Annotated in this window: 24 protein-coding genes; 16 read left to right on the top strand and 8 right to left on the bottom strand. The window is 28.0% G+C overall.

Going from position 1 to position 23,800, the window contains the following annotated elements:
* Positions 1–15: 15 nt before the first annotated feature.
* The 4 genes from DR020_RS06220 (at position 16) to DR020_RS06205 (ending at position 5,461) form a co-directional block, all read left to right on the top strand.
* Positions 16–702: a response regulator transcription factor gene (locus DR020_RS06220; protein WP_055259050.1), complete on the top strand. Its 687-nt coding sequence runs from the start codon at positions 16–18 to the stop codon at positions 700–702.
* On the top strand, positions 686–1,744 hold the full coding sequence (locus DR020_RS06215; RefSeq protein ID WP_235865669.1) for a HAMP domain-containing sensor histidine kinase: 1,059 nt from the start codon (positions 686–688) through the stop codon (positions 1,742–1,744). The genes DR020_RS06220 and DR020_RS06215 overlap by 17 nt, the downstream gene beginning before the upstream one ends.
* Before the next feature lie 160 nt (positions 1,745–1,904).
* The gene (locus tag DR020_RS06210) at positions 1,905–3,701 is read left to right on the top strand and encodes an ABC transporter ATP-binding protein (RefSeq protein WP_055259046.1); all 1,797 of its coding nucleotides are present in this window, start codon (positions 1,905–1,907) and stop codon (positions 3,699–3,701) included.
* A complete protein-coding gene (locus tag DR020_RS06205; RefSeq protein WP_058993538.1) occupies positions 3,701–5,461 on the top strand; it encodes an ABC transporter ATP-binding protein in 1,761 nt (586 codons plus the stop codon). The genes DR020_RS06210 and DR020_RS06205 overlap by 1 nt, the downstream gene beginning before the upstream one ends.
* A 68-nt stretch (positions 5,462–5,529) precedes the next feature.
* Here DR020_RS06205 and DR020_RS06200 read toward each other — a convergent pair whose 3' ends face one another.
* Together DR020_RS06200 and DR020_RS06195 are read right to left on the bottom strand one after the other, a co-directional pair.
* Positions 5,530–6,378, bottom strand: a complete 849-nt coding sequence (locus tag DR020_RS06200; RefSeq protein ID WP_055259034.1) for a MurR/RpiR family transcriptional regulator — start codon at positions 6,376–6,378, stop codon at positions 5,530–5,532.
* A gap of 49 nt (positions 6,379–6,427) precedes the next feature.
* On the bottom strand, positions 6,428–7,282 hold the full coding sequence (locus tag DR020_RS06195; protein WP_112365529.1) for a Cof-type HAD-IIB family hydrolase: 855 nt from the start codon (positions 7,280–7,282) through the stop codon (positions 6,428–6,430).
* A gap of 212 nt (positions 7,283–7,494) precedes the next feature.
* Between DR020_RS06195 and DR020_RS06190 the strand changes: the two genes are divergently transcribed.
* Positions 7,495–8,376, top strand: coding sequence for a PHP domain-containing protein (locus DR020_RS06190; protein ID WP_112365528.1), 882 nt, complete (start codon positions 7,495–7,497; stop codon positions 8,374–8,376).
* A gap of 102 nt (positions 8,377–8,478) precedes the next feature.
* Here DR020_RS06190 and DR020_RS06185 read toward each other — a convergent pair whose 3' ends face one another.
* Complete coding sequence (locus DR020_RS06185) at positions 8,479–8,679, bottom strand: hypothetical protein (protein WP_112365527.1); 201 nt, start codon at positions 8,677–8,679, stop codon at positions 8,479–8,481.
* Positions 8,680–9,081: 402 nt separating this feature from the next.
* Between DR020_RS06185 and DR020_RS06180 the strand changes: the two genes are divergently transcribed.
* Both DR020_RS06180 and DR020_RS06175 read left to right on the top strand, forming a co-directional pair.
* Entirely contained in the window at positions 9,082–9,369 is a 288-nt protein-coding gene (locus tag DR020_RS06180; protein ID WP_207655889.1) for a hypothetical protein, read from the top strand.
* A 32-nt stretch (positions 9,370–9,401) separates the two neighbouring features.
* Positions 9,402–10,031 (top strand): class I SAM-dependent methyltransferase, encoded by a 630-nt coding sequence (locus DR020_RS06175; RefSeq protein ID WP_055259027.1) that lies wholly within the window; start codon positions 9,402–9,404, stop codon positions 10,029–10,031.
* An 86-nt stretch (positions 10,032–10,117) separates the two neighbouring features.
* On the opposite strand, the gene DR020_RS06170 is transcribed toward DR020_RS06175, so the two are convergent.
* Together DR020_RS06170 and DR020_RS06165 are read right to left on the bottom strand one after the other, a co-directional pair.
* Positions 10,118–10,855: a hypothetical protein gene (locus DR020_RS06170; protein ID WP_055259026.1), complete on the bottom strand. Its 738-nt coding sequence runs from the start codon at positions 10,853–10,855 to the stop codon at positions 10,118–10,120.
* Positions 10,856–10,960: 105 nt separating this feature from the next.
* Positions 10,961–11,518, bottom strand: a complete 558-nt coding sequence (locus DR020_RS06165; protein ID WP_112365525.1) for a nitroreductase family protein — start codon at positions 11,516–11,518, stop codon at positions 10,961–10,963.
* 354 nt (positions 11,519–11,872) lie between these two features.
* On the opposite strand from DR020_RS06165, the gene DR020_RS06160 reads away from it, so the two are divergent.
* Together DR020_RS06160 and DR020_RS06155 are read left to right on the top strand one after the other, a co-directional pair.
* On the top strand, positions 11,873–14,140 hold the full coding sequence (locus DR020_RS06160) for an SH3 domain-containing protein (RefSeq protein WP_112365524.1): 2,268 nt from the start codon (positions 11,873–11,875) through the stop codon (positions 14,138–14,140).
* A gap of 199 nt (positions 14,141–14,339) precedes the next feature.
* Positions 14,340–15,332 carry an NADH:flavin oxidoreductase gene (locus DR020_RS06155; protein ID WP_112365523.1) on the top strand — a complete coding sequence of 331 codons (993 nt, stop codon included), beginning with the start codon at positions 14,340–14,342 and terminating at the stop codon, positions 15,330–15,332.
* Between the two features lie 64 nt (positions 15,333–15,396).
* Here the strand turns inward: DR020_RS06155 and DR020_RS06150 are convergent, their stop codons facing one another.
* The gene (locus DR020_RS06150; RefSeq protein ID WP_058993527.1) at positions 15,397–16,047 is read right to left on the bottom strand and encodes a flavodoxin family protein; all 651 of its coding nucleotides are present in this window, start codon (positions 16,045–16,047) and stop codon (positions 15,397–15,399) included.
* Between the two features lie 209 nt (positions 16,048–16,256).
* Here DR020_RS06150 and DR020_RS06145 point away from each other — a divergent pair, with 209 nt between their 5' ends.
* The 3 genes from DR020_RS06145 to DR020_RS06135 all read left to right on the top strand — a co-directional run bounded on the left by DR020_RS06145 (position 16,257) and on the right by DR020_RS06135 (position 17,633).
* Entirely contained in the window at positions 16,257–16,643 is a 387-nt protein-coding gene (locus tag DR020_RS06145) for a winged helix-turn-helix transcriptional regulator (protein ID WP_055259020.1), read from the top strand.
* Between the two features lie 21 nt (positions 16,644–16,664).
* Positions 16,665–17,003 (top strand): winged helix-turn-helix transcriptional regulator, encoded by a 339-nt coding sequence (locus DR020_RS06140; protein ID WP_055259019.1) that lies wholly within the window; start codon positions 16,665–16,667, stop codon positions 17,001–17,003.
* A 93-nt stretch (positions 17,004–17,096) separates the two neighbouring features.
* On the top strand, positions 17,097–17,633 hold the full coding sequence (locus DR020_RS06135) for a fasciclin domain-containing protein (RefSeq protein WP_112365522.1): 537 nt from the start codon (positions 17,097–17,099) through the stop codon (positions 17,631–17,633).
* Positions 17,634–17,675: 42 nt separating this feature from the next.
* Here the strand turns inward: DR020_RS06135 and DR020_RS06130 are convergent, their stop codons facing one another.
* Both DR020_RS06130 and DR020_RS06125 read right to left on the bottom strand, forming a co-directional pair.
* On the bottom strand, positions 17,676–19,283 hold the full coding sequence (locus tag DR020_RS06130) for an oleate hydratase (RefSeq protein WP_055259017.1): 1,608 nt from the start codon (positions 19,281–19,283) through the stop codon (positions 17,676–17,678).
* A gap of 252 nt (positions 19,284–19,535) precedes the next feature.
* A complete protein-coding gene (locus tag DR020_RS06125; RefSeq protein ID WP_055259016.1) occupies positions 19,536–20,183 on the bottom strand; it encodes a TetR family transcriptional regulator in 648 nt (215 codons plus the stop codon).
* 202 nt (positions 20,184–20,385) lie between these two features.
* Here DR020_RS06125 and DR020_RS06120 point away from each other — a divergent pair, with 202 nt between their 5' ends.
* The 4 genes from DR020_RS06120 (at position 20,386) to DR020_RS06105 (ending at position 23,715) form a co-directional block, all read left to right on the top strand.
* Complete coding sequence (locus tag DR020_RS06120) at positions 20,386–20,910, top strand: flavodoxin (protein WP_112365521.1); 525 nt, start codon at positions 20,386–20,388, stop codon at positions 20,908–20,910.
* Between the two features lie 30 nt (positions 20,911–20,940).
* Positions 20,941–21,384, top strand: coding sequence for a nuclear transport factor 2 family protein (locus DR020_RS06115; RefSeq protein ID WP_112365520.1), 444 nt, complete (start codon positions 20,941–20,943; stop codon positions 21,382–21,384).
* Positions 21,385–21,577: 193 nt separating this feature from the next.
* The gene (locus tag DR020_RS06110; protein ID WP_112365519.1) at positions 21,578–22,546 is read left to right on the top strand and encodes a tRNA dihydrouridine synthase; all 969 of its coding nucleotides are present in this window, start codon (positions 21,578–21,580) and stop codon (positions 22,544–22,546) included.
* 128 nt (positions 22,547–22,674) lie between these two features.
* The gene (locus DR020_RS06105; RefSeq protein ID WP_055259011.1) at positions 22,675–23,715 is read left to right on the top strand and encodes an aldo/keto reductase; all 1,041 of its coding nucleotides are present in this window, start codon (positions 22,675–22,677) and stop codon (positions 23,713–23,715) included.
* Positions 23,716–23,800 lie beyond the last annotated feature (85 nt).

Below are 23,800 nucleotides of genomic sequence, written 5' to 3'. Positions count from 1 at the left end.
GGCGGAGGATATATTATGATTAGCATATTAGTTGTTGAAGATGATAAACATACTAGAAAATTAATGGAAACTATTTTAAAAAGGCAAGGATATTCTGTTTTTGTAGCAGAGGATGGAGTGCAGGGAATGGAAGTTCTTGATAATCATCATATCGATTTAATTATTTTAGATGTTATGATGCCTAATATGGATGGGTTTGAGTTTGCAAAAGAGCTTAGGGAAGGGGAATGTATGATACCAATACTTATGGTTACTGCAAAGCAATTGCAAGAGGATAAAATAAAAGGTTTTGTTGCTGGAGCTGATGATTATATGACAAAACCTATTGATACAGAGGAGATGCTTCTTAGAATAAAAGCACTTCTTCGTCGTTCTCAAATTTTCCTTTCAAAAAAAATTAATATTGGAAAGGTTACTTTAGATTATGATTCTTTAACTGTAACTCGTGATGGTGAAAAGCAAACTTTGCCTCAAAAAGAGTTTTATTTATTGTACAAGCTTTTATCTTATCCAGATAAGATATTTACTAGAATTCAATTAATGGATGAAATATGGGGAATGGAAACGGAAAGTTATGACACAACTATTAATGTGCATATTAATCGCTTAAGAAAGAGATTTGATTCTTATCCAGAATTTGAGATAGTTTCAGTTAGGGGACTTGGATATAAGGCGGTAAAAAAAGATGAAAGGAATGAATAGATGTAAAAAATTTATAGGTAAGATTAGTTTAACAATATCATTTTCTATTATAATATTTATTATAAATTTAATAATTACTATCATTGCTGGTGGGTTAGTATATTTTTTGGTATATGTAGGAATTGTAAATGATAAAAACATTCAAAATAAGATGTTGCTTCCAATAATAACTCTTATTTCGTGTATAATTATTGGAATCGTGGTTTCGACTATTTCAAGTAGAATTGTGCTTAAGCGTATTAGACAATTTATTGAGGCTACTGCTAAATTATCACGTGGCGATTTTACTACACGTCTTAATATAAAATATCCTCCAGAATTTATAGTGTTATCTAAAAACTTTAATCTTATGGCAGAAGAATTAGGAAGCATGGAGGTGCTTCGTACAGATTTTATAAATAATTTTTCTCATGAATTTAAAACACCTATTATATCTATAAAAGGCTTTGCTGAAATATTGAAAGATGATACTTTATCTAAGGAGGAGCGAGATGAATATTTGGATATAATTATAGAGGAATCTCAAAGATTAAGTTATCTTGCTACTAATGTTTTAAATCTTTCAAAAATAGAGGGACAAGCTATATTAAAAGATAAACAAAAATTTAATGTAGGAGAACAAATCCGTCAAAATATACTTCTCTTAGAACCTAAATTTAAAGATAAAAATATTTCATTAAATATTGATATTGATGATTGTATTTTAATTGGGAATAAAGAAATGTTAAGTCACGTATGGTTAAATTTATTAGGAAATTCTATTAAATTTATCAATGATAATGGCATTATTAGAGTTATTGTTAAGAAAAGAGATGATAATATTATTATGATATTTAGTGATAATGGCATAGGAATAAGTGAAAATGTCATACCTAAAATATTTGATAAGTTTTATCAAGGCGACACATCTCATGCAACAAAAGGAAATGGTTTAGGTTTAACAATGGTTAAAAAAATAGTAGAGTTGCATTCAGGAACAATAAAATGTGAGAGTGTTTTATCTAAGGGAACCAAATTTACGATTACATTGCCTATAGAATAAATTAAATATTAATACATTTAAAAAGAATTATTCATAGATATTCTAAGAATAGTTCTTTTTTTATTTAATATAAAAATCATATTTTCCAAAAAGTTTATTTTAAGTTTATATTTATATATTAATATACTAACAGGAAATTAGTAGGAAGGGGTTTAATTTTATGTTAAAGATATTTAAAAATTTTAAAGGCAAAGAATGGCTACTCTTAAGTGTTAGTGTTGTATTTATAGTGTTGCAAGTGTGGCTAGATTTAAGATTGCCAGATTACATGAGCGATATTACAAGACTTGTCCAAACACAAGGAAGTGAAATGAGTGAGATTTTAACCGCAGGTGGATGGATGCTTCTTTGTGCTTTAGGTAGCTTAATTGCATCAGTTATTGTTGCCGCACTTGCTGCAAAAATAGCTTCAAATTTTTCAGCTACGCTTAGGTCTAAATTGTATGACAAAGTTCAGGATTTTTCTATGGAAGAAATAAATAATTTTTCAACAGCAAGCTTAATAACACGTTCGACAAATGATGTAACTCAGGTACAAACATTTATAGTTATTGGCTTACAGTTATTGATAAAAGCACCTATATTAGCTGTTTGGGCTGTTTTAAAGATTACAGGGAAGAATTGGGAGCTATCTTTAACAACAGGAATAGCTGTTTTAATATTATTAATTATTGTTGGTATATGTATTGCAATAGCTCTTCCAAGGTTTGCAAAACTTCAAAAATTAACTGATAATTTAAACCGTATTGCAAGAGAAAATCTTTCAGGTATTTCTGTTACTCGTGCATATAATGCAGAAAGATATCAAGAAGATAAATTTGAAGAGGCAAACTCAGAACTTACAAGTGTTAACTTAGTTGCTAACCGTGTTATGGCAACGTTACTGCCAAGCATTAGCTTTATAATGAGTGGATTAACTCTTGCAATATATTGGGTTGGAGCAGTACTTATTCAAAATGCAGATATAACAAGTAGAATGGGATTATTTTCAGACGTTGTCGTTTTCTCATCATATGCAATGCAAGTTGTTATGGCATTTATGATGCTTGTTATAGTATTTATTTTAATGCCTCGTGCATCAGTTGCAGCAAAGAGAATTAATGAGGTATTAGATGCAGAAATTAAGATAAAAAATGGGACAACTTCACAAGAAATTGTTAGTGCAGTTGGAGAAATAGAATTCAAAAATGTTAGTTTTAAGTATCCAGATGCTGATGATTATGTGATAAAAGATATTAGTTTTAAGGTAAATAGAGGAGAAACTGTGGCATTTATTGGTGCAACAGGTTCTGGAAAGAGTACATTAATTAATCTTATTCCTAGATTTTATGATGCAACAGAGGGTGAGGTTTTAGTTAATGGTATGAATGTAAAAGAATATGATCAAAAACATCTTAGAAATAAGTTAGGTTATGTACCTCAAAAGGTAACTTTATTTGAAGGAAGTATTGAATCTAATATAGCATTTGGTGATAATGGAAGGTCAAAAATATCAAAAGATGATGTTGTTTATGGAATTTATGGGGCTCAAGCAACTGAATTTGTTGAGAGGTTAGATGGTCAATATGAGGCTCATGTTTCACAAGGGGGAAATAATTTCTCTGGTGGACAAAAACAACGTTTATCAATAGCTAGAGCGATATCCCGTAATCCAGAGGTTTTAATTTTTGACGATTCATTTTCTGCTTTAGATTATAAAACTGATAGCAAACTTCGTAAGTTTTTAAAACATGAAAGTGTTGGAACAACAACTATAGTAGTAGCTCAAAGGATTAGCAGTATAAAAGAGGCTGATAAAATAATTGTATTAGATAATGGACTAATTGTTGGTATGGGAAAACATGATGATTTAATGAAAGAGTGTAATGTATATCAAGAAATTGCTTATTCACAACTTTCAAAAGAAGAATTAAGTACAGTAAAAGAGGTAGAAGTTTTAGAAGAGGAGGCTATATAATGGATAAAAAGAAAAAAACAGAAAAAAATTTGGGCAAACTTATAGTTTATTGCAAAAGTTATATGCCTATAATAGTTATAGCATTAACAAGTGCAGTAATTGCAACTATTTTATCCTTATTAGGTCCTGATAAGCTTTCTGAAATGACAGATACTATAACTAATGGAATATTAACTAGTATTGACATGGAAAAGATAACTTCAATAGGATTAATTCTTGTTATTATATATGGAGCAAGTGTTATATTAAACTTAACTCAAGGATATATAATGGCAACTGTTACTCAAAGAATCACTAAAAATTTAAGAAAAGATATTTCTAAAAAAATAAATAAACTTCCAATGTGGTATTATAACAATAATACCACAGGAGATTTACTTTCTCGTGTTACAAATGATGTAGATACAATTGGACAAGCTTTGAATCAAAGTACAGGAACTTTGATAAGTGCGATATGTTTATTTTTAGGTTCTTTAGTTATGATGTTAAAAACGAATTTTATTATGGCAATAACTGCTGTTATGTCAACAATTATTGGGTTTGCACTAATGTCAGTAATCATGAAGAAGTCTCAAAAATATTTTACTAATCAACAGGAATATTTGGGAAAGATAAATGGGCATATTGAAGAAGTATATTCAGGGCATACTGTAATTAAGGCTTTTAATGCAGAAGAACAAATGAGGCATACATTTAAAAGTTTAAATTATAGTCTTAAAGATAGTGCTTTTAAAGCACAATTCCTTTCAGGACTTATGATGCCTATTATGACTTTTATAGGTAATTTAGGATATGTTGCAGTTTGTATAGTAGGTGCAATACTTGCTATGAATGGAAGTATATCTTTTGGAATAATTGTAGCATTTATTATGTATGTTAGATATTTTACACAGCCACTTGGTCAAATTGCACAAGGGGTTCAAAGTATGCAATCAGCAGCTGCTGCAAGTCACAGAGTGTTTGAATTTTTAGAGGCTGAAGAAATGGAAGATGAGAGTCATAAAGCTTTAGCTCTTGAAAATGCTGATGGAAAAGTTGAATTTAAAAATGTTAAATTTGGATATAAGGGTACAGGTAAAATAATAATAAATAATTTTTCAGCTGTTGCAAAACCTGGACAAAAGATTGCAATTGTTGGGCCAACAGGAGCAGGTAAGTCAACTTTAGTAAACTTACTTATGAGGTTTAATGAAATAAATAGTGGTGAAATATTAATTGATGATGTACCTATAAGTGATTTAACAAGAGAAAATATCCATGATTTATTCTGTATGGTGCTTCAAGATACTTGGTTATTTGAAGGAAGTATTAGAGAAAATTTAGTATATAACAAAACTGATGTGCCAGATGAGGTAATTAAAAAAGCATGTAAGGCGGTAGGATTAGATAGTTTTATAGAAAATTTACATGATGGATATGATACTGTTTTAAGTGATAAAGTTAATCTATCAATAGGACAAAAACAACAATTAACCATTGCAAGGGCAATGATTAAGGATTCACCAATGTTAATCTTAGATGAAGCAACAAGTTCAGTAGATACAAGAACAGAGCTTTTAATTCAACAAGCTATGGATAAACTTATGGAGGGAAGAACTTCTTTTGTTATAGCACATAGACTTTCAACAATTAAAAATGCTGATATTATACTTGTATTAAAGGATGGAGATATTTTAGAAAGTGGAAACCATGAGGAATTGCTTGAAAAGGGTGGTTTCTACGCAGAATTATATAATAGCCAATTTGAAGAGGCTTCTTAGGATATAAGATTTAGCTATGTTTTAAAAAATATTTTTTAAAACATAGCTAATATTTTTTTGTAAATAAATTATTTATCAGATAATTTTTTATAAGCATCAAGTTTATAAGTTATATTTTTATTATAATTAAATTTGAAATATGAGGTATATATGCAATCTAAAATATATAATAATGATAATCGTGTTGAAAAAGATGAAATTTTATTGTAGTGATTTTCATTAGAACTTAAATATAAGTGATAGTTTGCATATTTAGTTAAAGAATTTTTGTTAGTAGAGGAAATTAATATAATTGGTGTTTTGTTTGTTTTTAAAGTTCTAGCTAATTTCTCTATTATAAATCCTCTGCCTTCAAAAGAAACTATTATTGCTACATGACTTTCATCACTAGTAGATGCAGTTAAAAGTTGATGATATTCTTCTATTGGAACATTAACGAAAGTTCCAATTTCTTGCATTTGAAATTTAAAATTTTGTGCAAAATAAATATTTCCTGCAGAAGTATAAAAATCAATATGATGTGATTTATTTAAAACATTAGATATTAATTTTAATTGTTTTGTATCTATTAAATTTAATGTTGATATTAAAGTTTGTTCATATAATTCCTTTATTTTAATAGTAATTTGATTTTGTGTTTCATTTTCTTTAAATGGGTAATTATAGTCTATTGAAGTATCTTCTTTTAAATATTCACTAATAGACATAGATACTTGAAGCTTTAATTCTGATAATCCAGCCAAATTTAATTTTTGGCATAATCTATAAATAGTAGAGGTTGAAACAAAGGCAACTTCACTAATTTCAACAGCACTCATTTTTATAAAATCTTCAGAATTATTTTCTATATATTTAACCAATGTTTTTTCATTTTCAGTAAGATTAGTTATTTTATTTAATTTGCTAAAAATGTTCATAAGAATCACCTCATGAACATTATACAATATTCTTGTTAAATTTTAGTAGTTAAGTTAAACAATATATTGGAAGGAATTTGTTTAATGTATGAGCAATTCCATCTTCATCATTAGAAAAAGTTATTTCATCAGCTACTTTTTTTAAGGCATCTACTGCATTGTCCATAGCAATACCAATTCCAGCATATTTAATGATTGAAATATCATTATGACCATCACCAAAAGCAATAATTTCTTCTCTTTTATATCCCATAGGAGTTAAGACAGTATCTAAAGCTTTAGCCTTATCAATTCCTTTAGCAGTAAATTCAAAGTAAAATGGAGCAGTAAACATGCAACTTAAACTATCTTTAAATGGCTCCATTATTTCTTTATAGTGTTCTTCTAGGTATTCAGGATCCCCAGCAGTTAAGATTTTATTTAGTGGATAGTCAGCAAAGGCTACTAAATTATCTTTTTCACATAACTTAAATTTACCACCACGAGCCTCATATTGAATTATATTAAAAGGTTCATTTTTTATTTGTATGTTGCAATCAAAAACATCATTAACATATAAATAATCATCTTTATCAATCATAGGTTTAATATTAAATTTCTTTAAATGTTCTAAAACAGCTTGTCCCTCTTCAACAGTCATAGTTTCATTAAATAAAATTTCATTAGTTTCACAATCAATAACTTTAGAACCATTAAAGCAAACTAAAAGCCCATGATGTTTATCCATTTCTAGTTCTTTAGCAAAATCAATTAATCCAGAAGTAGGTCTTCCAGAGGCTAAAACCAAAAGAACACCATTATTTTGAGCTTCAATTAAAGTTTCTTTAGTCTTTTTTGTTATTATTTTTTTACTATTAGTTAAAGTACCATCCACATCCATTACAATTACTTTTATATCATTCATATGTGTCCCCCCTATTTTTTTCTTTTATTATATTAGTTATATTTATATAAAAAAATATGTATACGAAAAGATGAGTAATATTTATCATGAATAATAACTTTAGGGAAAATAAATGAAAAAAAATTATCATTTTATTTTGTTTAATTTACATAAAAATGTTTAGTTGTTAAAATGTTTTGTAAGAAAGTTACAAAGATAAGGGAGGAGAGAAAATGAGTTATATAGATTTGCATATGCATTCTTGCTACAGTGATGACGGAGAATTTGAACCTAAACAGTTAATTGATTTATGTTTAGAAAAAAATATAAAGTATTTCTCTATTGCAGATCACAATAGTGTAAGAGGAATAAAAGAAGCAAAAGAATATTGCGTTGGTAAAAATATCAATATTATTCCAGCAATAGAATTAGATTGTACTTTTAATGAAATTAATTTGCATGTTTTAGGGTATGGGATAGATTGTGATAAAACAGTATTTTATGATATTGAGGATAACATCATAAAACAAGAACAATTTGCATCAAAAAAACGTATGAAATTGGTTAAAGAGTTAGGAATAGATTTTTCAGATGAGGTTATTAATTCATTATCTAGAAATGGAGTAGTTAATGGTGAAATGATTGCTGAAGCAGCTATGAAATTTGATAAAAATCATGAAAATCCGCTTCTTATGCCTTACTATGAAAATGGTTCTAGGAGTGATAATCCATATGTTAATTTTTATTGGGATTATTGTGCTCAAGGAAAGGCAGCTTATGCTGAAGTGAGTTTTATAAGTTTGCAAGAGGCGATTAACATTATTGAAGAAAGTGGAGGCATTCCTATTTTAGCTCACCCAGGAAATAATATTAAGGAAAACATAAATTTATTAGAACAAATTATTTCTTGCGGTATTAAAGGAATAGAAGTTTACAGCAGTTATCATAGTAGAGAGCAAGTAGAATTTTATAAAAAATTCTCTTTAAAGCATAAATTACTTTTAACATGCGGAAGTGATTTTCATGGGAAGACTAAACCAAGTATAGTTATAGGTGGAACCGATTGTGAAGGAATTGAAGATAAAATTATATCGCAGTTAAAATGTTATTGTTAAAGGAATATAAAAATTTTATATTTTTATGTAATTTTCAATTAAAAAACTCTCTTTTAAGAACTTAAATTATTATTATCTTGGTTCTTAGAAGAGAGTTTTATATTAATTTTCTTTATTTTTTTTGTCTTTTTTTTCAGATGTTTTTTTAAAATTTTTAGTTACTTCATTATTTTTAGATAAAAAAGTATCTACAAATTTGTTTTCTATTTTTTTATAGGTTGTTACAACAGTTTTTTCAATGGTTTTATAAGCGCCTATTAAATTTTCTTCAATTTTTTTATTTTTCTTAATGAACTTTGACATAATAAAAAGTCCTTTAAAAATATATATTATTTATTATATTAGAAAACTCTTAGAATGTTACTCTATTATTTAAATTTTAAAATTTGTTTCAGATTTATTTTTCATAAATTAATAATTCTTATTATATCAAAAAATTATTAATTTTAATGATGTAAATTTTATTATAATTAAAGGAGTTATTTTGTGTACTTTAAAAGAAATGATATATAATTACATTATAAAATACATAAATTATATATAGTTTATGTGTATAAATAAAAGAGTTCATATTAAAAAATACACAAATTGTTTATGAAAGGATAGTTAATATGGAAATTTTAAACAAATATTTTTTTATTATTTGATGAAGCAAGAACAAGTAAAAATGCAAAGGAGGAGTTAATCAGTCTTTTTTCAGAAGATATGTCATTTGTTTTAGCAGGCAATATTAAGAATGGAATTGATGAATGGAAAAAATTTTTAGATTTAATATATGAAAATAATGCAGATATTAAACATATGCATGAAGAGTGGAAGTTCAATAAAAGTACAAATAGATATGAAGCTAAGTGGGCTGTTTGTGGAAAAAGTAAGGATGGTAAGGTATATACTAAACTTGGAATAGATATTGCAGAAATTGATGAACAAGGAAAGATTAAGTATTTAGAAAACGTACCTGATGATTCTAAACTATTTGAAAATTATAAATAAAATATAATATATAAAAATTGGAGGTTTAAAAAATGTCCGAAAAAATAGATTTTGAATTTATGAAAAATGCAGCATTTCCTAAAGGAGAAGATGGAAGTAAAATATTAGATAATATGAACGAGAGTCATTACAATCTTACTAAATGGGGTTTTGAACATGTGAATTTTGGAAATCGTATTTTAGACATAGGTTGTGGTGGTGGAGCTGCTATTGAACAGATTTCAAAACTTTATCCTCAATCTACTATATATGGATGTGATATTTCACATGTGTCTATAGAATCTACTATTGCAAAAAATAAAAAGCTTATTGATGAAGGCAGATTAAAGGTAGAAGTATGTGGGGTTTCAAAATTAAATTTCCCAGATGAATCTTTTGATTCTGTATATTCAATTGAAAGTTTATATTTTTGGCCAAATCAACAAGAAGATTTAAAAGAAGTGGCTCGTGTACTTAAAATAGGCGGTAAATTTATGACTGCTTTAGAGATGGTTGGGGGAAAGATGAATGAAAAAAGTTCTGCTATAGCTGAGCATTTAAACATGAAATGTCCATCAAAAGATGAATTAAAAACTTTACTTGAAAATGCAGGGTTTACAGATATAGCTTTAGATTATAATGAAGAAAATGCATGGCTTTGTGCTGTTGCTACTAGAAAGTAAATATAAAAAGCAAAAATGTTGTCTATAAAAATAGACAACATTTTTATTCAGAATTTTAAAATTGATTAGAATATTAATATTCAAAATTAAATTGTAGTTACTGTTTGGTATTGATATACAGATATATTAAGAACTAATAACAATTTTTCAGTTACTGTATCATATAAAATACTGTCTTCATTACATTTATTTTTCATAAGAACTGTCTCATTTATTGAATAAGAGTCTAATTCATATTGATAAGGTTCATTAATTGTTACAGTTTGAGTAAAATATCTTTGACAATCAGCTTGAGATACAGAACCTTTATCGCATACTTCTATGCAATTATTTAAATAAGATGTTTCAACCATATTAGGAGATGCTTCAACTTGAGCCCCTGTTATAGTTATAGGGTTTGAGAAATCGAATTTAACTTTAGCAGTTATATCATTATAAGTGTTTTTCATTGCTAAACAATCAGTTTCGCAATCAGAAGCTGTTCCTTCAATAGGAGTTGCATAAGATATATTTTTTAACATATATCCTTCACCAAACATATAACCTTGTATAGTTCCAGTTGTTGTGTTTATTGTTGTATTAGATACAAAAACTTGATCTAAAACTACTCTTCTTTGGATTTTCTTTATATCGTAAAAACCTTCGTCAATGTGTATTTCATCTCTTATAGGTTGAGTTATAGTTATATTACCAACTCTAACTAAAACTTTAGCTCCACCAGTTGTATTTTGTGTTTGACCTGATGAGAATACTCTAGTATCTACTTGCACCTCGTCTGTACAATAATCTTCTACGAAATCTTTTTCACAACGTGTATTATCCATTAATCCTACCTCTTAAATTAAATTTAATTGTTTATTTAATGTATTATATTAAGCAGGATGGAAAAGTGTTAATAAATTCTGATATTAAAAAGTAATTAAAAAAAATTAATGGTCAGTAGTTTTATTTTTTCCCGGTTTAATCCCTTCAAAAGAGTTAAAGAATACAGTTTCTTGTATATCATGACGAATATTGTGCAATTTGTTAGGAACAGAATCTTCGCTAGGATAACCAATTGGAAGAAGAGCAACAGGAACAAGGTATTCTGGCAAGTTAAATTTTTCTTTAATAAGTTCTGGAGAAAAATGTCCAACCCATGTAGTACCTAAGCCAAGATCAGCTATTTCTAACATCATTTGAGTTGTAACAATACTAGAATCAACATCTCCCATATCTTTTTTGTCGTAATGTCTTTTCCAACTAACTGAGGAATCATAACAAATTAAAATTGCTAATGGTGCATTAAAATGATATGGCGTACACTCTTTAAGCTTAGACAAACTTTCTTCATTTTCTATAACTAACATTCTTTGTGGCTGATAATTTACTGCAGTTGGAGCAACTCTTCCAGCCTCTAAAATCAAATCTAATTTTGATTGTTCTACTTTTTTATCACTAAATTTTCTTACAGAATATCTTTTTTTCACTAATTCTAAAAAGTCCATATTAAAATCCTCCTACAAATATCAAATATTTTATATAAATAATATATCATATATAAATAACTAAGCAAGTATGCATTTTTTTCTTTTTAAGTATCAAAAAGAAACTAATAATTTTTATAATCTTAAAACAATGTTAGCGTATTAACAATAAATTCATATTTTAACAATTTGACAAATAAATTCATATAAAATGTAGAAAAAAATATAAATTATATACAGAATAAATAAAAATATTATTTATTTATCAATAAAACAACTAATTTGTAAAAAAATATTTTTAATAATATATTTGTAAATATGTGATTTAAATGTTAAAGTATAAATACAGATAAATGCAAATGAGGGGGAATTTTGATGAAAAAAGGAAAAATAATGTCATTATTAGTTGCTACATCTATAACAGCAGGAACTTTTGCAGGAGTACAAGTTCCTAAAATAGCTTATGCACAAGATGAAAATAATATAAGTTCAAATGATGAAGACGTTATAGATGAAAATAATGCAGATTTAAATAATCAAGAGGTTATAAATGTTGATACTACGGATGTAAATTCAAGTGATGATGCTATTGAGGTTATAGATGATACAGTTGATTCGATAGATTTAAGTGGGTTTGATAATCAAGAAAGTTTTCAAGGTGACTATGATAATATAGATGAAAATGGAGCTCAAGCACAAGCAATTGATGAGGGGGATATTGGAACTAGAGTATCTCAAAATTATTATAATTTTAATATTGAAGGAGCACAAAAATATACTTATGGAACAAGCGGAAAAGGCAGACCATTATATTACTATAAAATAGGAAGTGGAGACAAGGTTTTATTATTAAATTTTGGTATTCACGGATATGAGGATGCTTGGAGCAAAGATGGTGAGGAACTTACAAAACTTGCTAAAAATTTAATTGAGAGAGTTGCAAAAGATAATGCATCAGGTGGATTAAATGGTTGGACAGTAGTAATAGTGCCAACATCAAATCCAGATGGAGTTTTAGATGGATGGACAAATAATGGTCCTGGAAGAACCCAAGTGTCTCAAAAGATAGATTTAAATAGATCATTTCCAACATTCTTTACGCCACAATATAGCGCAAGATATTATACTGGTTCAACACCACTTGCAGCACCAGAAGCTAAAGCTTTAGCTAGCTTAGTTGACCAATATAGCTCAAGTTCAAGTCATATGGCTTTAGTTGATGTTCATGGATGGTTAAATCAAACTATTGGAGATCCATCACTTGGACAAGCTTTTGATAATAGTTTTGGTATTTCAAATAAATTAATGAGTACATCAGCAAGTGGATATTTAATAAGTTATGCTCATTCTAAAGGAGCATTAGCAACATTACTTGAACTTCCAATGCCAAGCAGTTCAGCATCAATCCAAAACAATGGATACGCTAATAAACTATATAATGGAGTAAAATCTATAATAAATAATGGTGATGGATTTAAAACAATGAACGCACAAGGACAAGTCACTGGTACTAACTCTCTTAATATAAGAATAACAACTTCAACAAATTCAAATATTATAGGAAGTTATAGTAATGGAACTAAAATAAATATTCTTGGAAAGGTAGGAAATTGGTATCAAGTTAAATCAAGCGCTGGATATGGATATGTTTCAGCTGATTATATAAAAATATTAAGCAATGATACTAGTAATGGAAATAACGGAGGAAGTGTACAAGCTCCAACTAGTTATCAAACAGGTAAGGTTAGCAATATTTCAACATCATTAAATGTAAGAAAATCACCAAGTACAAGTTCTGCTGTTATAACAAGGTTAACTAATGGGACAGAAGTTAAAGTTGTGAGTACGGAAGGCGATTGGTATAAGATATATAGTGACTCTTTTGGATATGGATATGCTAGCAAAAGTTATATAAGCATAGTTGGAAGTGGAAATAATAACAGTAATTCAGATAATAATCAAGCTGTAATAACACAAAAAGGTACTATAATTAATATAAGTTCAACATTAAATGTTAGAGCTAGTGCTAATACTGGTTCTAAGGTTATAGGAACATTGAGAAATGGGAACAGTATAGATATAATTGCTAAAGAAGGAAGCTGGTATAAAATTTCTTATAATGGAACAACAGGATATGTTTATGGTGAGTATGTAAAGGTAAATAATAATGAATCTAAGCCAGAAACTCCAAGCACACCAGAAACACCATCGACTCCAGAAGCAACACAAACAGGAAAAGTTGTTAATGTAACTACAACACTTAATATTAGAAGTGGAGCAGGAACAAATTATGGAATAGTAGGAAGAGTGGGCGCTAATGCTACTGTGAATATATTAGGACAAGAAGGTGGTTGGTACAAGATATCATATAACGGATTAACTGGGTATGTATCATCTGATTATATTAGAGTAAATAACACAGCAGGAGATAATAATACAAATTCTACTGTGAAATATGGAAAAGTAGTAAATATAAGTACTAAGCTTAATGTAAGAAAATCAGCAAGTACTTCATCTAGCATTATAGGAACTTTAAATAATAATACTAAGGTTACTATATTAGAAAAAACAAATGGATGGTACAAAATTTCTTATAATGGAATCGTAGGATATGTTTCAGCAAGTTATATAAGTGAACTTTAAAAATACTAAGGGGGTATATCGAGTTTTGATATATCCCTTAATTGAGCATATAAAATAAAGAGATTTTATAAGAAGATTTATACATCTCTTACTTTTTAGATAGTATCTAACTTTTAAGTGCGTACTTTATTTATAAATTTGTTCGTTATAAAATAAATATAAGAATTAAGAACAAATTTATATATAAGGAGATAAAAACATGGCAAATTTATTACAAACTTTAGAAACTGAAAAATTAGTTTTAAATAATAGATTAGTTTTTCCACCAATGGCTACTGAAAAATCAAATGAAGGCGGAAAATTAGGTCAAGGAATACTAGATTATTATAATGAAAAATCAATGGGTGGATATATATCATTAATCATAATAGAACATAGCTTTGTAAATGAAAAAGGTAGAGCTAGTAAGGGACAATTATCTGTAGCAGATGATAGAAATAATGAGGGATTAAAGGAATTAGCAAATATAATTCATAAAAATGGTTCTAAAGCAGTAATGCAAATTAATCATGCCGGGAGTGCTACAACTAGTGAAATTACAGGAAATGAAATTGTTGGACCATCACAAGTAATGCATTTACGTGGAAAAGAAATCCCAAGAGAACTTACAAAAGATGATATAAAAGAAATTGTTAAAAACTTTAAAGATGCTGCAAAAAGAGTTAAAGATGCTGGGGTTGATGCAGTTGAAATTCACTCAGCTCACGGATATCTTTTAAATCAATTTTATTCACCAATAACTAATAAGAGAACTGATGAATATGGCGGAGATATTTTAAATAGAATAAGAATTCACTTAGAAGTTATAAAGGCTGTAAGAGATGTAGTAGGAGAGGATTTCCCTATACTTCTTAGACTTGGTGCTTGCGATTATATGGAAGGTGGAAACACTATAGAAGAAGCTAAAATAGTAGCGAAGGAATTTGAAAAGGCAGGAATAGATATATTAGATATTTCAGGTGGTATGCGTGGATTTGTTATTCCTGGAGTTACAGAGCAAGGTTATTTTGCAGATGTAACAAAAGCAATTAAAGAGGTTATAAATATTCCAGTTATATTAACAGGTGGTATAACTGATGTTAATGTAGCAGAACAATTACTTAAAGATGGTAAAGCTGATCTTATAGGGGTTGGAAGAGCTATATATAAAGATTCAACATGGGCAAAAAATGCTATTGAAAGTTTAAAATAGAAAATTTATAAAAATCACAAAAGCTTCTAAAACTTTAGTTTTTAGAAGCTTTTTATTTTTTAAATTACTGATTTAAAAGTTTTTTTCCTATAGAGAATGCATTTTCTAAATCTATAGGGAATTGTTTTTCTCTATGCTTTCTTTTTTCTTCTTCAGAAAAGCACTCAACTTTATATTTTGAATAATCATTAAATTGATAAGTGTTGTTTGAACACATAGATAAAGGTTTAGTAAATATCCTAGTTATAAAAGATTCTAAAGTATTAAATGTTTGTAAATAACCTACATCTTTCATCATATCTTCTGAAACATTCATAGTGTAAATAAAGGCTGTTGGCATTTTTTTTGGAGCAATTGATGTGTAGTTTTTATCATAAACTAAATAAGGAAACGCAAATCTTTCTAAAAATGACCTTAATTGTCCTGTTACATCGCTAAAGTATATTGGTGAACCAAATATAATTCCATCAGCTTGTGATAATTTTTCAAAAATTTCATATAAATCATCTTTTATTGCACATTTTCCATAACTCTTACCGTCTAATAATTTGCATGCAAAACAGCTTTTGCACCCAGTATATTTTAAATCATATAAATTAATCATTTCAGTTTCAGCATTTGGTGTTGTAGCTTTTACTCCTTCTAACGCTTTTTTAAGAAGACTTGCCGTATTATTATTTTTTCTAGGGCTTCCGTTGATTGCATAAACTTTCATATAATTCACTCCTATTTTTACATTTTAGTGTTAATCTATATTGCAATTTATATATAAATTCAATATAGATTCTTTTAAAAATTTCTAGTCGTTATAGTAGAATTTTTTGTTATAATTAATATAACATATGGACATAATTAAACAAGTATGCATTTTTTTCTTCTTTAGTATCTTTAATATACTTTGAGAATGAATGGAGGGATAAAATAATGGGAAATTATCTTAAATACGATAGTGAATATCCAGAGGAAAACATATATGAATCAGAATGTCCTGTTATATATGCTTTAAGTATTGTAGGACAAAAATGGAAGTTGCCTATAATGTGGTACTTATTTAAAAATGAATGCACAAGATACAATGATTTAAAGCGTCAAGTTAAAGGTATTACGAATATGATGTTGACTAAATCTCTTAAAGAGTTAGAGGAACATGGGCTTATTTATAGGAAACAATATGAAGTTATACCACCTAAAGTTGAATATTCTTTAACAGAGAGAGGAAAAGCACTTCTTCCAACCTTAGATGCATTATATTATTGGGGAAAAGATCAAATTGAAATTGATAAACTTAAAAATAAAAATTATGATATATAGAATAAATTAAAGGAGATTTATATGGATAGTGATTTAAAAGTAAATGCACAACCGTTTTTATATACAATGTCATTAATTAATGGAAAATGGAAAATGCACATATTATTTTGGCTTTCTAAGAGAAAAGTTCTTCGTTATGGAGAACTCAAGAAATCCCTTGGAAGTATTACTCATAAGATGTTAAGTTCTCAATTAAAAGAATTAGAACATGATGGATTAATTATTAGAACAGAATATAATCAAATACCACCAAAGGTTGAATATAGTCTTTCAGAAATCGGATTATCTCTTATGCCTGTGCTTAGTTCTATATGTGAGTGGGGAGGACAACATTTACCAGATAATCTAAAGGAAGTATGATATAAATGAAAGATAACTAAAAAATTGAATAATAATATATATCTATCCAAATACTAAAATCAAGTGATTTATAACAATGGATGGAGTATTATTATGAAAAAGAAAATAGTTATTATAATTGTATTAATATTATTTTTTACTCAAACACCTTTATTAACAAGTGTAAAAGAAAATATGAATACACAAAAAGCGATACTTGGACAATTCGCAAATTCTGATAATATAGTTGAAGTTTTATCTAAGGAAGGGAATTTCAAAACTTTAATTAAAGCGTTGCACAAGGCTAATTTATTAAAAGTTCTTGAAAGTGATGGAATGGTTACAATTTTTGCACCAACAGATGAAGCTTTTTCAAAGTTATCAAAGAAGAGTCTAAATAATATTTTAGATGAAACAAATAGAAAAGAACTTGTAAATATATTGTCTTATCATATTACTATAGAAAAAGTTATGCCTAATAGTATAGAAAATTTAAATGGAAAATATATAATTATGTTAAATGGTGAGAAAGCTAAAATAACAGTACAAAATGGGGAAATATATATAAATGATATAAAATGCGGTGATAGAATTGAAACTAAAAATGGCATAGTTTATCCAATAGATACCGTTATGATTTATCGGAAATAAACAAAAGAACCAGTAAAATTACTGGTTCTTTATATATAAATATTAGTTCATCATAGCGTATCCAGCGCCAAGTAAAACTCTTATATCATATTCTCCTTTATAAAAAGGTGGAATTACTTTTGTATCGTGTAAATCAAAGAATGTATAAACAGCTTCTTGAGCAGTACGAGCAGACATTTCTATAGTAAATGTACAAACATCTGGCATTTCAGCATATTGTCCTATAAAGGCTAAGTTAGTTGAGCATTTAGGAACTACTAAAGGTCTATCAGTCTTGTTGCAAACCATAAAGTGAGAAGTTATATATGGCATTATACATGGACGACAAATTGTAGTTGGTAAATATTCATTTATTTCATCTAACCATCCTAATTGATAACAAAGTTCTTCAAATATTTCTCTACCTGTACATTCAGTCATTGGTTTTTTAATGTAATCACCAACTTTTTCAGGGTGTAGAGCATATCCCCAGAATACTTGAGTATCTGCGTCTTGATTAATAAAATGAGGTTGTTTTGGAACAACTATGCTCATAAACCAACCTGAATCTTTAAATGTCATTAATGCACCTGTTCCAGGTTTATTACTTGAGAATTCAGTATATCTTTCTAAGAATTTCTTATCTTTTAAAGTTACTGTGAATGATTGCCACATTGCTCCAGGAATATCATTACAGAATGGAGCTGGATTTCCGAATTCAGGAGTTTTTGAAGCTAGGTTTTCCCATAAAGCCCAACATCCGTTTCCTTCTTTTGTAGGAGCAGCAGCAGGTGTATCCATTGTTCCGATAGTTGCATTTTCAGTCATAGTACCGTTTGTAACAAATACCAAGTCATTTTCTCTAACTAAAACAGAAGTTGGAATTCCGTCTTTAACCATTTTAATTTCTTTTGCTGTCATTTCTCCGTTATTTTCTGTAAAGTCTATATCTTTAACAGTACAACCTAATTCAAAATTCACACCTAATTTCTTTAGATGAGTTTCAAGTGGTAAAATTAATGAATCATATTGATTGTATGGAGTTCTATGAACACCAGCTAATGTGTGTATACGAGGCATTTCGTTTATAAATGCATGAGCATATCTTTTAAATTCAAAGGCACTGTGCCATGGTTGGAATGCAAATGTTGTAGCCCACATATACCAAAAATTAGTTTCAAAGAAATGTGGAGAGAATAGTTGGTCAATTCTAACAGGTGCTAATTTATCTTCATCAACTAACATAAGTTTAATCATTGCCATTCTATCATCATTATTAAATCCAAGCTTGTCTACATTTTTTACAATTTGATGGTTTTCATCTATTAATCTAGCAGTAGAGCAAGTTAGAGTCTCATTACTGAATTTGTATATTTCGTCTGTTACAGAAGTTTTTGGATCAGTAAGAGAAGGTACAAATCTATATAAATCTAAAATTGCAGTATAGTGTTCGTAGTTTATCATTCTACCGCCTCTTATCATGTATCCTTCTTCAGAATTACCAGCACCGTCACAGCTACCACCATTAATATTCATTTGTTCTAGTATAGTTATATTTTTAGGATCTACTTTAGCATCACGTATTAAAAATAGTGCAGCGGATAAAGAGGCAATACCACCTCCTACAAAATAAGCTTTTGTTGAATCGTTTACTTTGTATTTTTTTGACATATATAAATTCCTCCTAACTATAATTACAATTTTAAATGGCATATAAAAAATCACTGTCATTTATCTTATGTACTTATTATAAAAAGTTATTGCTATTATAAATATAGACAGTTTAGGTGATGTGTTTGATTTTTATACATTTTGGGTAAATTATATAAAAATTATCCTAAAAATTTTATTTTAACCATTTGTTTTAATGCGTGTTAATAAGATTAAAAAGTGAGGTTTTAAACCTCACTTTTTAATTCTGCTTTAGTATATATGACTATAACCAGTTATAAATATTTTCATAAAATGACGAAATGCTTCATAAAAGCTTTGTTTTTCATAAGTTTCACCACATAATTCTAATGCTTTTATTTGAATGGGGCTAAAGTTAACGTTATTATATAATTCGCTTGCATAAAAAAGTTGAGTAAAAAGAAAATTTTTAGTTTCAGAATAATCAAGCTTTGGAATTTGTTTTTGAATAATTGGAATTAATTTATATAAATCTGTAAGGACTTTCTTTTTAAATTCAGCTAGTTTTTCAAGTGAAACATTTGTTTCTATAATACTTCCAAGGATGCTATGAATTTTTAGCATACATTGGTGGTTACTTAAAATTTTACTCCATTTATCTACAAAATAATCATTAGAAAAAGTTTTGTTATTAGGAAATGAATTAACAACTTCATTTACCCAATCTTCTTGCTTTATAGCATACATTTTAAGAAAAATTTCTTCTTTAGTTGAAATATATTTATATAAGTTTCCTCTTGTGTAATCCAATTTATTAGCTATCATAGCTAGAGTAATTTCGCCATAGTTATGTTGTAAAAACAATTCTTCTGTTACTTCAAGAATTTGATTTATCCGTTGGTCTTTTTGCTTAGCATTACGTGCTCTTTTAAATTCCATAGTAAATTCTCACTCTAATCTTATAGTATTTTATTTTAAAAAATCATAGCATAAATTTTTATTATTGACAAGTAACACTGTGTTACTTATAATATAAATAACACTACGTTACTTATATTATGAGTGAGTTAAAAAACATAAGATAGCAGTTATTTTAACATTAGATAAATATAAAAGTAAAAAAAATAGTGAGGTGGTTAAAATGGCAAATATATTAATAGCATATTATTCTCGTAAGGGACAAAATTATTGGAATGGAAGTATTAAAAATGTAGATAAAGGTAATACTGAGGTTGTAGCGGAAATAATACAAGAAACTGTTGGTGGGGAGCTTTTTGAAATTGATACAGTAAATCCATATCCAGAAGATTATTATGAATGTATAGATGTAGCAAAGGATGAATTAAGAACTGAAGCTCGCCCTGAGTTAATAAATAGGATAAATAATATTGATGATTATGATGTGATATTTTTAGGATATCCAAATTGGTGGGGAACAATGCCTATGGCTGTATTCACATTTTTAGAAAGCTATGATATATCAAGAAAGACAATAATTCCTTTCTGCACTAATGAAGGGAGCGGAATGGGAGTTAGTGAAAGAGATATTAAAAAATGTACAAATGCAAATATATTAAAAGGGCTTTCAATTCATGGGGCTGAAGCAGCATCTAAAGCATCAGTAAAAAAGGTTAAGGAATGGGTAAAATCCATGCAATCTATTTAACTATAACTAAAGAGGAAAGAGGTAATAAATATGACAACAATAGAAATTTTAGAAGCACGTCAACAACTTAAAGATTTAGTAGATAATTATGCAACTGAATCAGATAAAAACAATCAAGATTATTATGTAAATATATTTACTCCTGATTGTCATGTTAGAGTATATTTTAATAATGTTCTTGGTATGGATATTAAAAGTGTAGATGAACTTATAGAAAAATATAAGGTATTTGGTGCAGCAAAGGAATCTTTCCACATGAATGGACAACAAACTGTAGAATTTCAAGATGATACCCATGCAACAGGAACATGTTATGCAATGGCACATCTTGTAACAGAAGAAGATGGAATTGATAAATTAACAGTACATGGTGTGCGTTATTATGATAAATATATAAAGAAAGATGGTAAATGGTGGATTGCAGAAAGAGAACAATATTTTGTATTCTCTGATGTGCGTACTATTGAAAAATAAAAAATTTTAAAAATTTAATATTCAATATCAGATAAGCTATATTAGAGTGTTTTCTAATATAGCTTATTTTTATGCTAAGAAACTAAACAATGCAATATTATAAAAAAATAGGACTTTTAAAGTGTATACAAAAATATTTTTCCTAGATACAATATATTTAAAATAAATAGAAAGTTTAAGGAGTTTTATACTTATGAAATATTATTTTGCCCCTTTAGAGGGAATTAGTGGATACATATATAGGAATGCTTATGAAAAGTTTTTTCCTAATAATATAGATAAATACTTTACACCTTTTATTGTTCCAAATCAAAGTAAAAGTCTTAAGACTAAAGAATTTAGAGATGTCTTGCCAGAAAATAATAATGGATTAAATATAATTCCACAGATACTAACTAATGATTCTAAAGGTTTTATTGCAACGTGTAAAAAGTTAAAGCAATTAGGATATGATGAAGTAAATTTGAATTTAGGATGTCCATCTGGTACTGTTGTTTCAAAATTCAGAGGTTCTGGATTTTTAGCAAAGAGAGAAGAATTGGATAATTTTTTAGATGAAATATTTAAAATACAAGATATGAAAATTTCAATAAAGACAAGGCTTGGAGTAGATAGTGCTGATGAATTTTATGAGATTATGAAAATTTATAATAAATATCCTATGGAGGAGTTAATTATTCACCCTAGAACTAGGCAAGATTTTTATGGAAATAAACCTAACATGGAAATGTTTAAAGATGCTTTAAAAAGTAGTAAAAATACCATTTGTTATAATGGGGATATTTTTAGTGTTAAGGATTGTGAAAAATTTATAGAAGAATGTCCAAGTGTGGATAGAATAATGATTGGAAGAGGAAGCCTAGCAAATCCTGGTTTAATCAATGAAATTAAAGGAAAAGGTGTTGTGGATAAAAATATTTTGAAGGAATTCCATGATGAGGTTTGCATGGGATATAAGGAAATGTTGTCTGGAGATATTAATGTTTTATTTAGAATGAAGGAATTGTGGTCATATATGATAGGCATGTTTGAAGACAGTGAAAAAGTGGCTAAAAAGATAAAAAAAGAAAGAATGTTAAATGAATACAATGTTATTATTTCAAGGCTTTTTGCAGAATATAATATAGATGAAACTGAAAATAGAGGGTTTAATAGAAATTAAAAGATTATAATTTTTTCTTATATTTTGAATAAAAGTTAAAATATATATTGACTTAGAGTTAAGTTAAGGGTTTACAATTTAAATGTAAAGAATAAAAAAATAAGTTTAATATATGAATAGGAGAAATTATGGAATATATAAAATTGGGTAATTCAGATTTAGTGGTATCAAGGATTTGTCTTGGATGTATGGGATTTGGTGATGCAACTAATGGAATGCATTCATGGACTTTAGATGAAGAAAAATCTACAGAAATTATAAAAAAGGCTCTTGAAAATGGAATTAATTTTTTTGATACAGCAATTGGATATCAAGGTGGAACGAGTGAACAGTATCTTGGACGTGCTTTAAAAAGATTAGCTAATCGTGAAGATGTTATAATTGCTACAAAATTTCCAGCTAGAACTAAAAAGGAAATTGAAGACAATATTAGTGCAAGGGAACATATTCAAAATATGTTAAATCAAAGTTTAGCTAATCTTGGGACTGATTATATTGATTTATATATCTGTCATATGTGGGATTATGAAACACCAATTGAAGAAATAATGGAAGCTTTAAATGAACAAGTGGAATTAGGAAAAGTTCGCTATATAGGAATTTCTAACTGCTTTGCATGGCAATTAGAAAAGGCAAATGCTATTGCTGAAAAAAATGGATGGAGTAAGTTTATATCAGTTCAAAATCATTATAATTTAATATTTAGAGAAGAAGAACGTGAAATGATGGGATGTTGTTTAGATGGTAATATTGCAATGACACCATATAGTGCTCTTGCGTCTGGAAGATTAGTTAGGGATGTTTCAGAGTCGACTAAGAGATTAGAAGAGGATTTTTATGCTAAAGGGAAATATGACTTAACAGCAGATCAAGATAGAATAATTATAGAGCGTGTTGCAGAAATTGCAGAAAAAAGAAATATGACAAGGATTCAAATAGCTTTAGGATGGTTATTATCAAAAGTTGCATCTCCAGTAGTTGGAGCAACTAAGTTTTCACATATAGAGGAAGCAGTAAAAGCAGTTTCTGTAAGATTAACAGAGGAAGAGATAAAGTATTTAGAGGAGCCATATATACCACATAAATTAGTGGGACTTATGGCGGAGAAACAATATGATGATATTTCAAAAAAATTAATGTTAGATAAAATTATTTCACTAGATAAATAAAAATTATGGTGATTACTTCAACAGATGTAGAAAAGAAAGGGATTACCCCTGTAATCTTTAGATGGAATAAAGACTTTTCAGTTAT

It is taken from the genome of Sarcina ventriculi (genome assembly GCF_900456775.1).
GTDB lineage: Bacteria > Bacillota > Clostridia > Clostridiales > Clostridiaceae > Sarcina > Sarcina ventriculi.
This window is presented reverse-complemented; position numbering and strand designations above follow the sequence as displayed.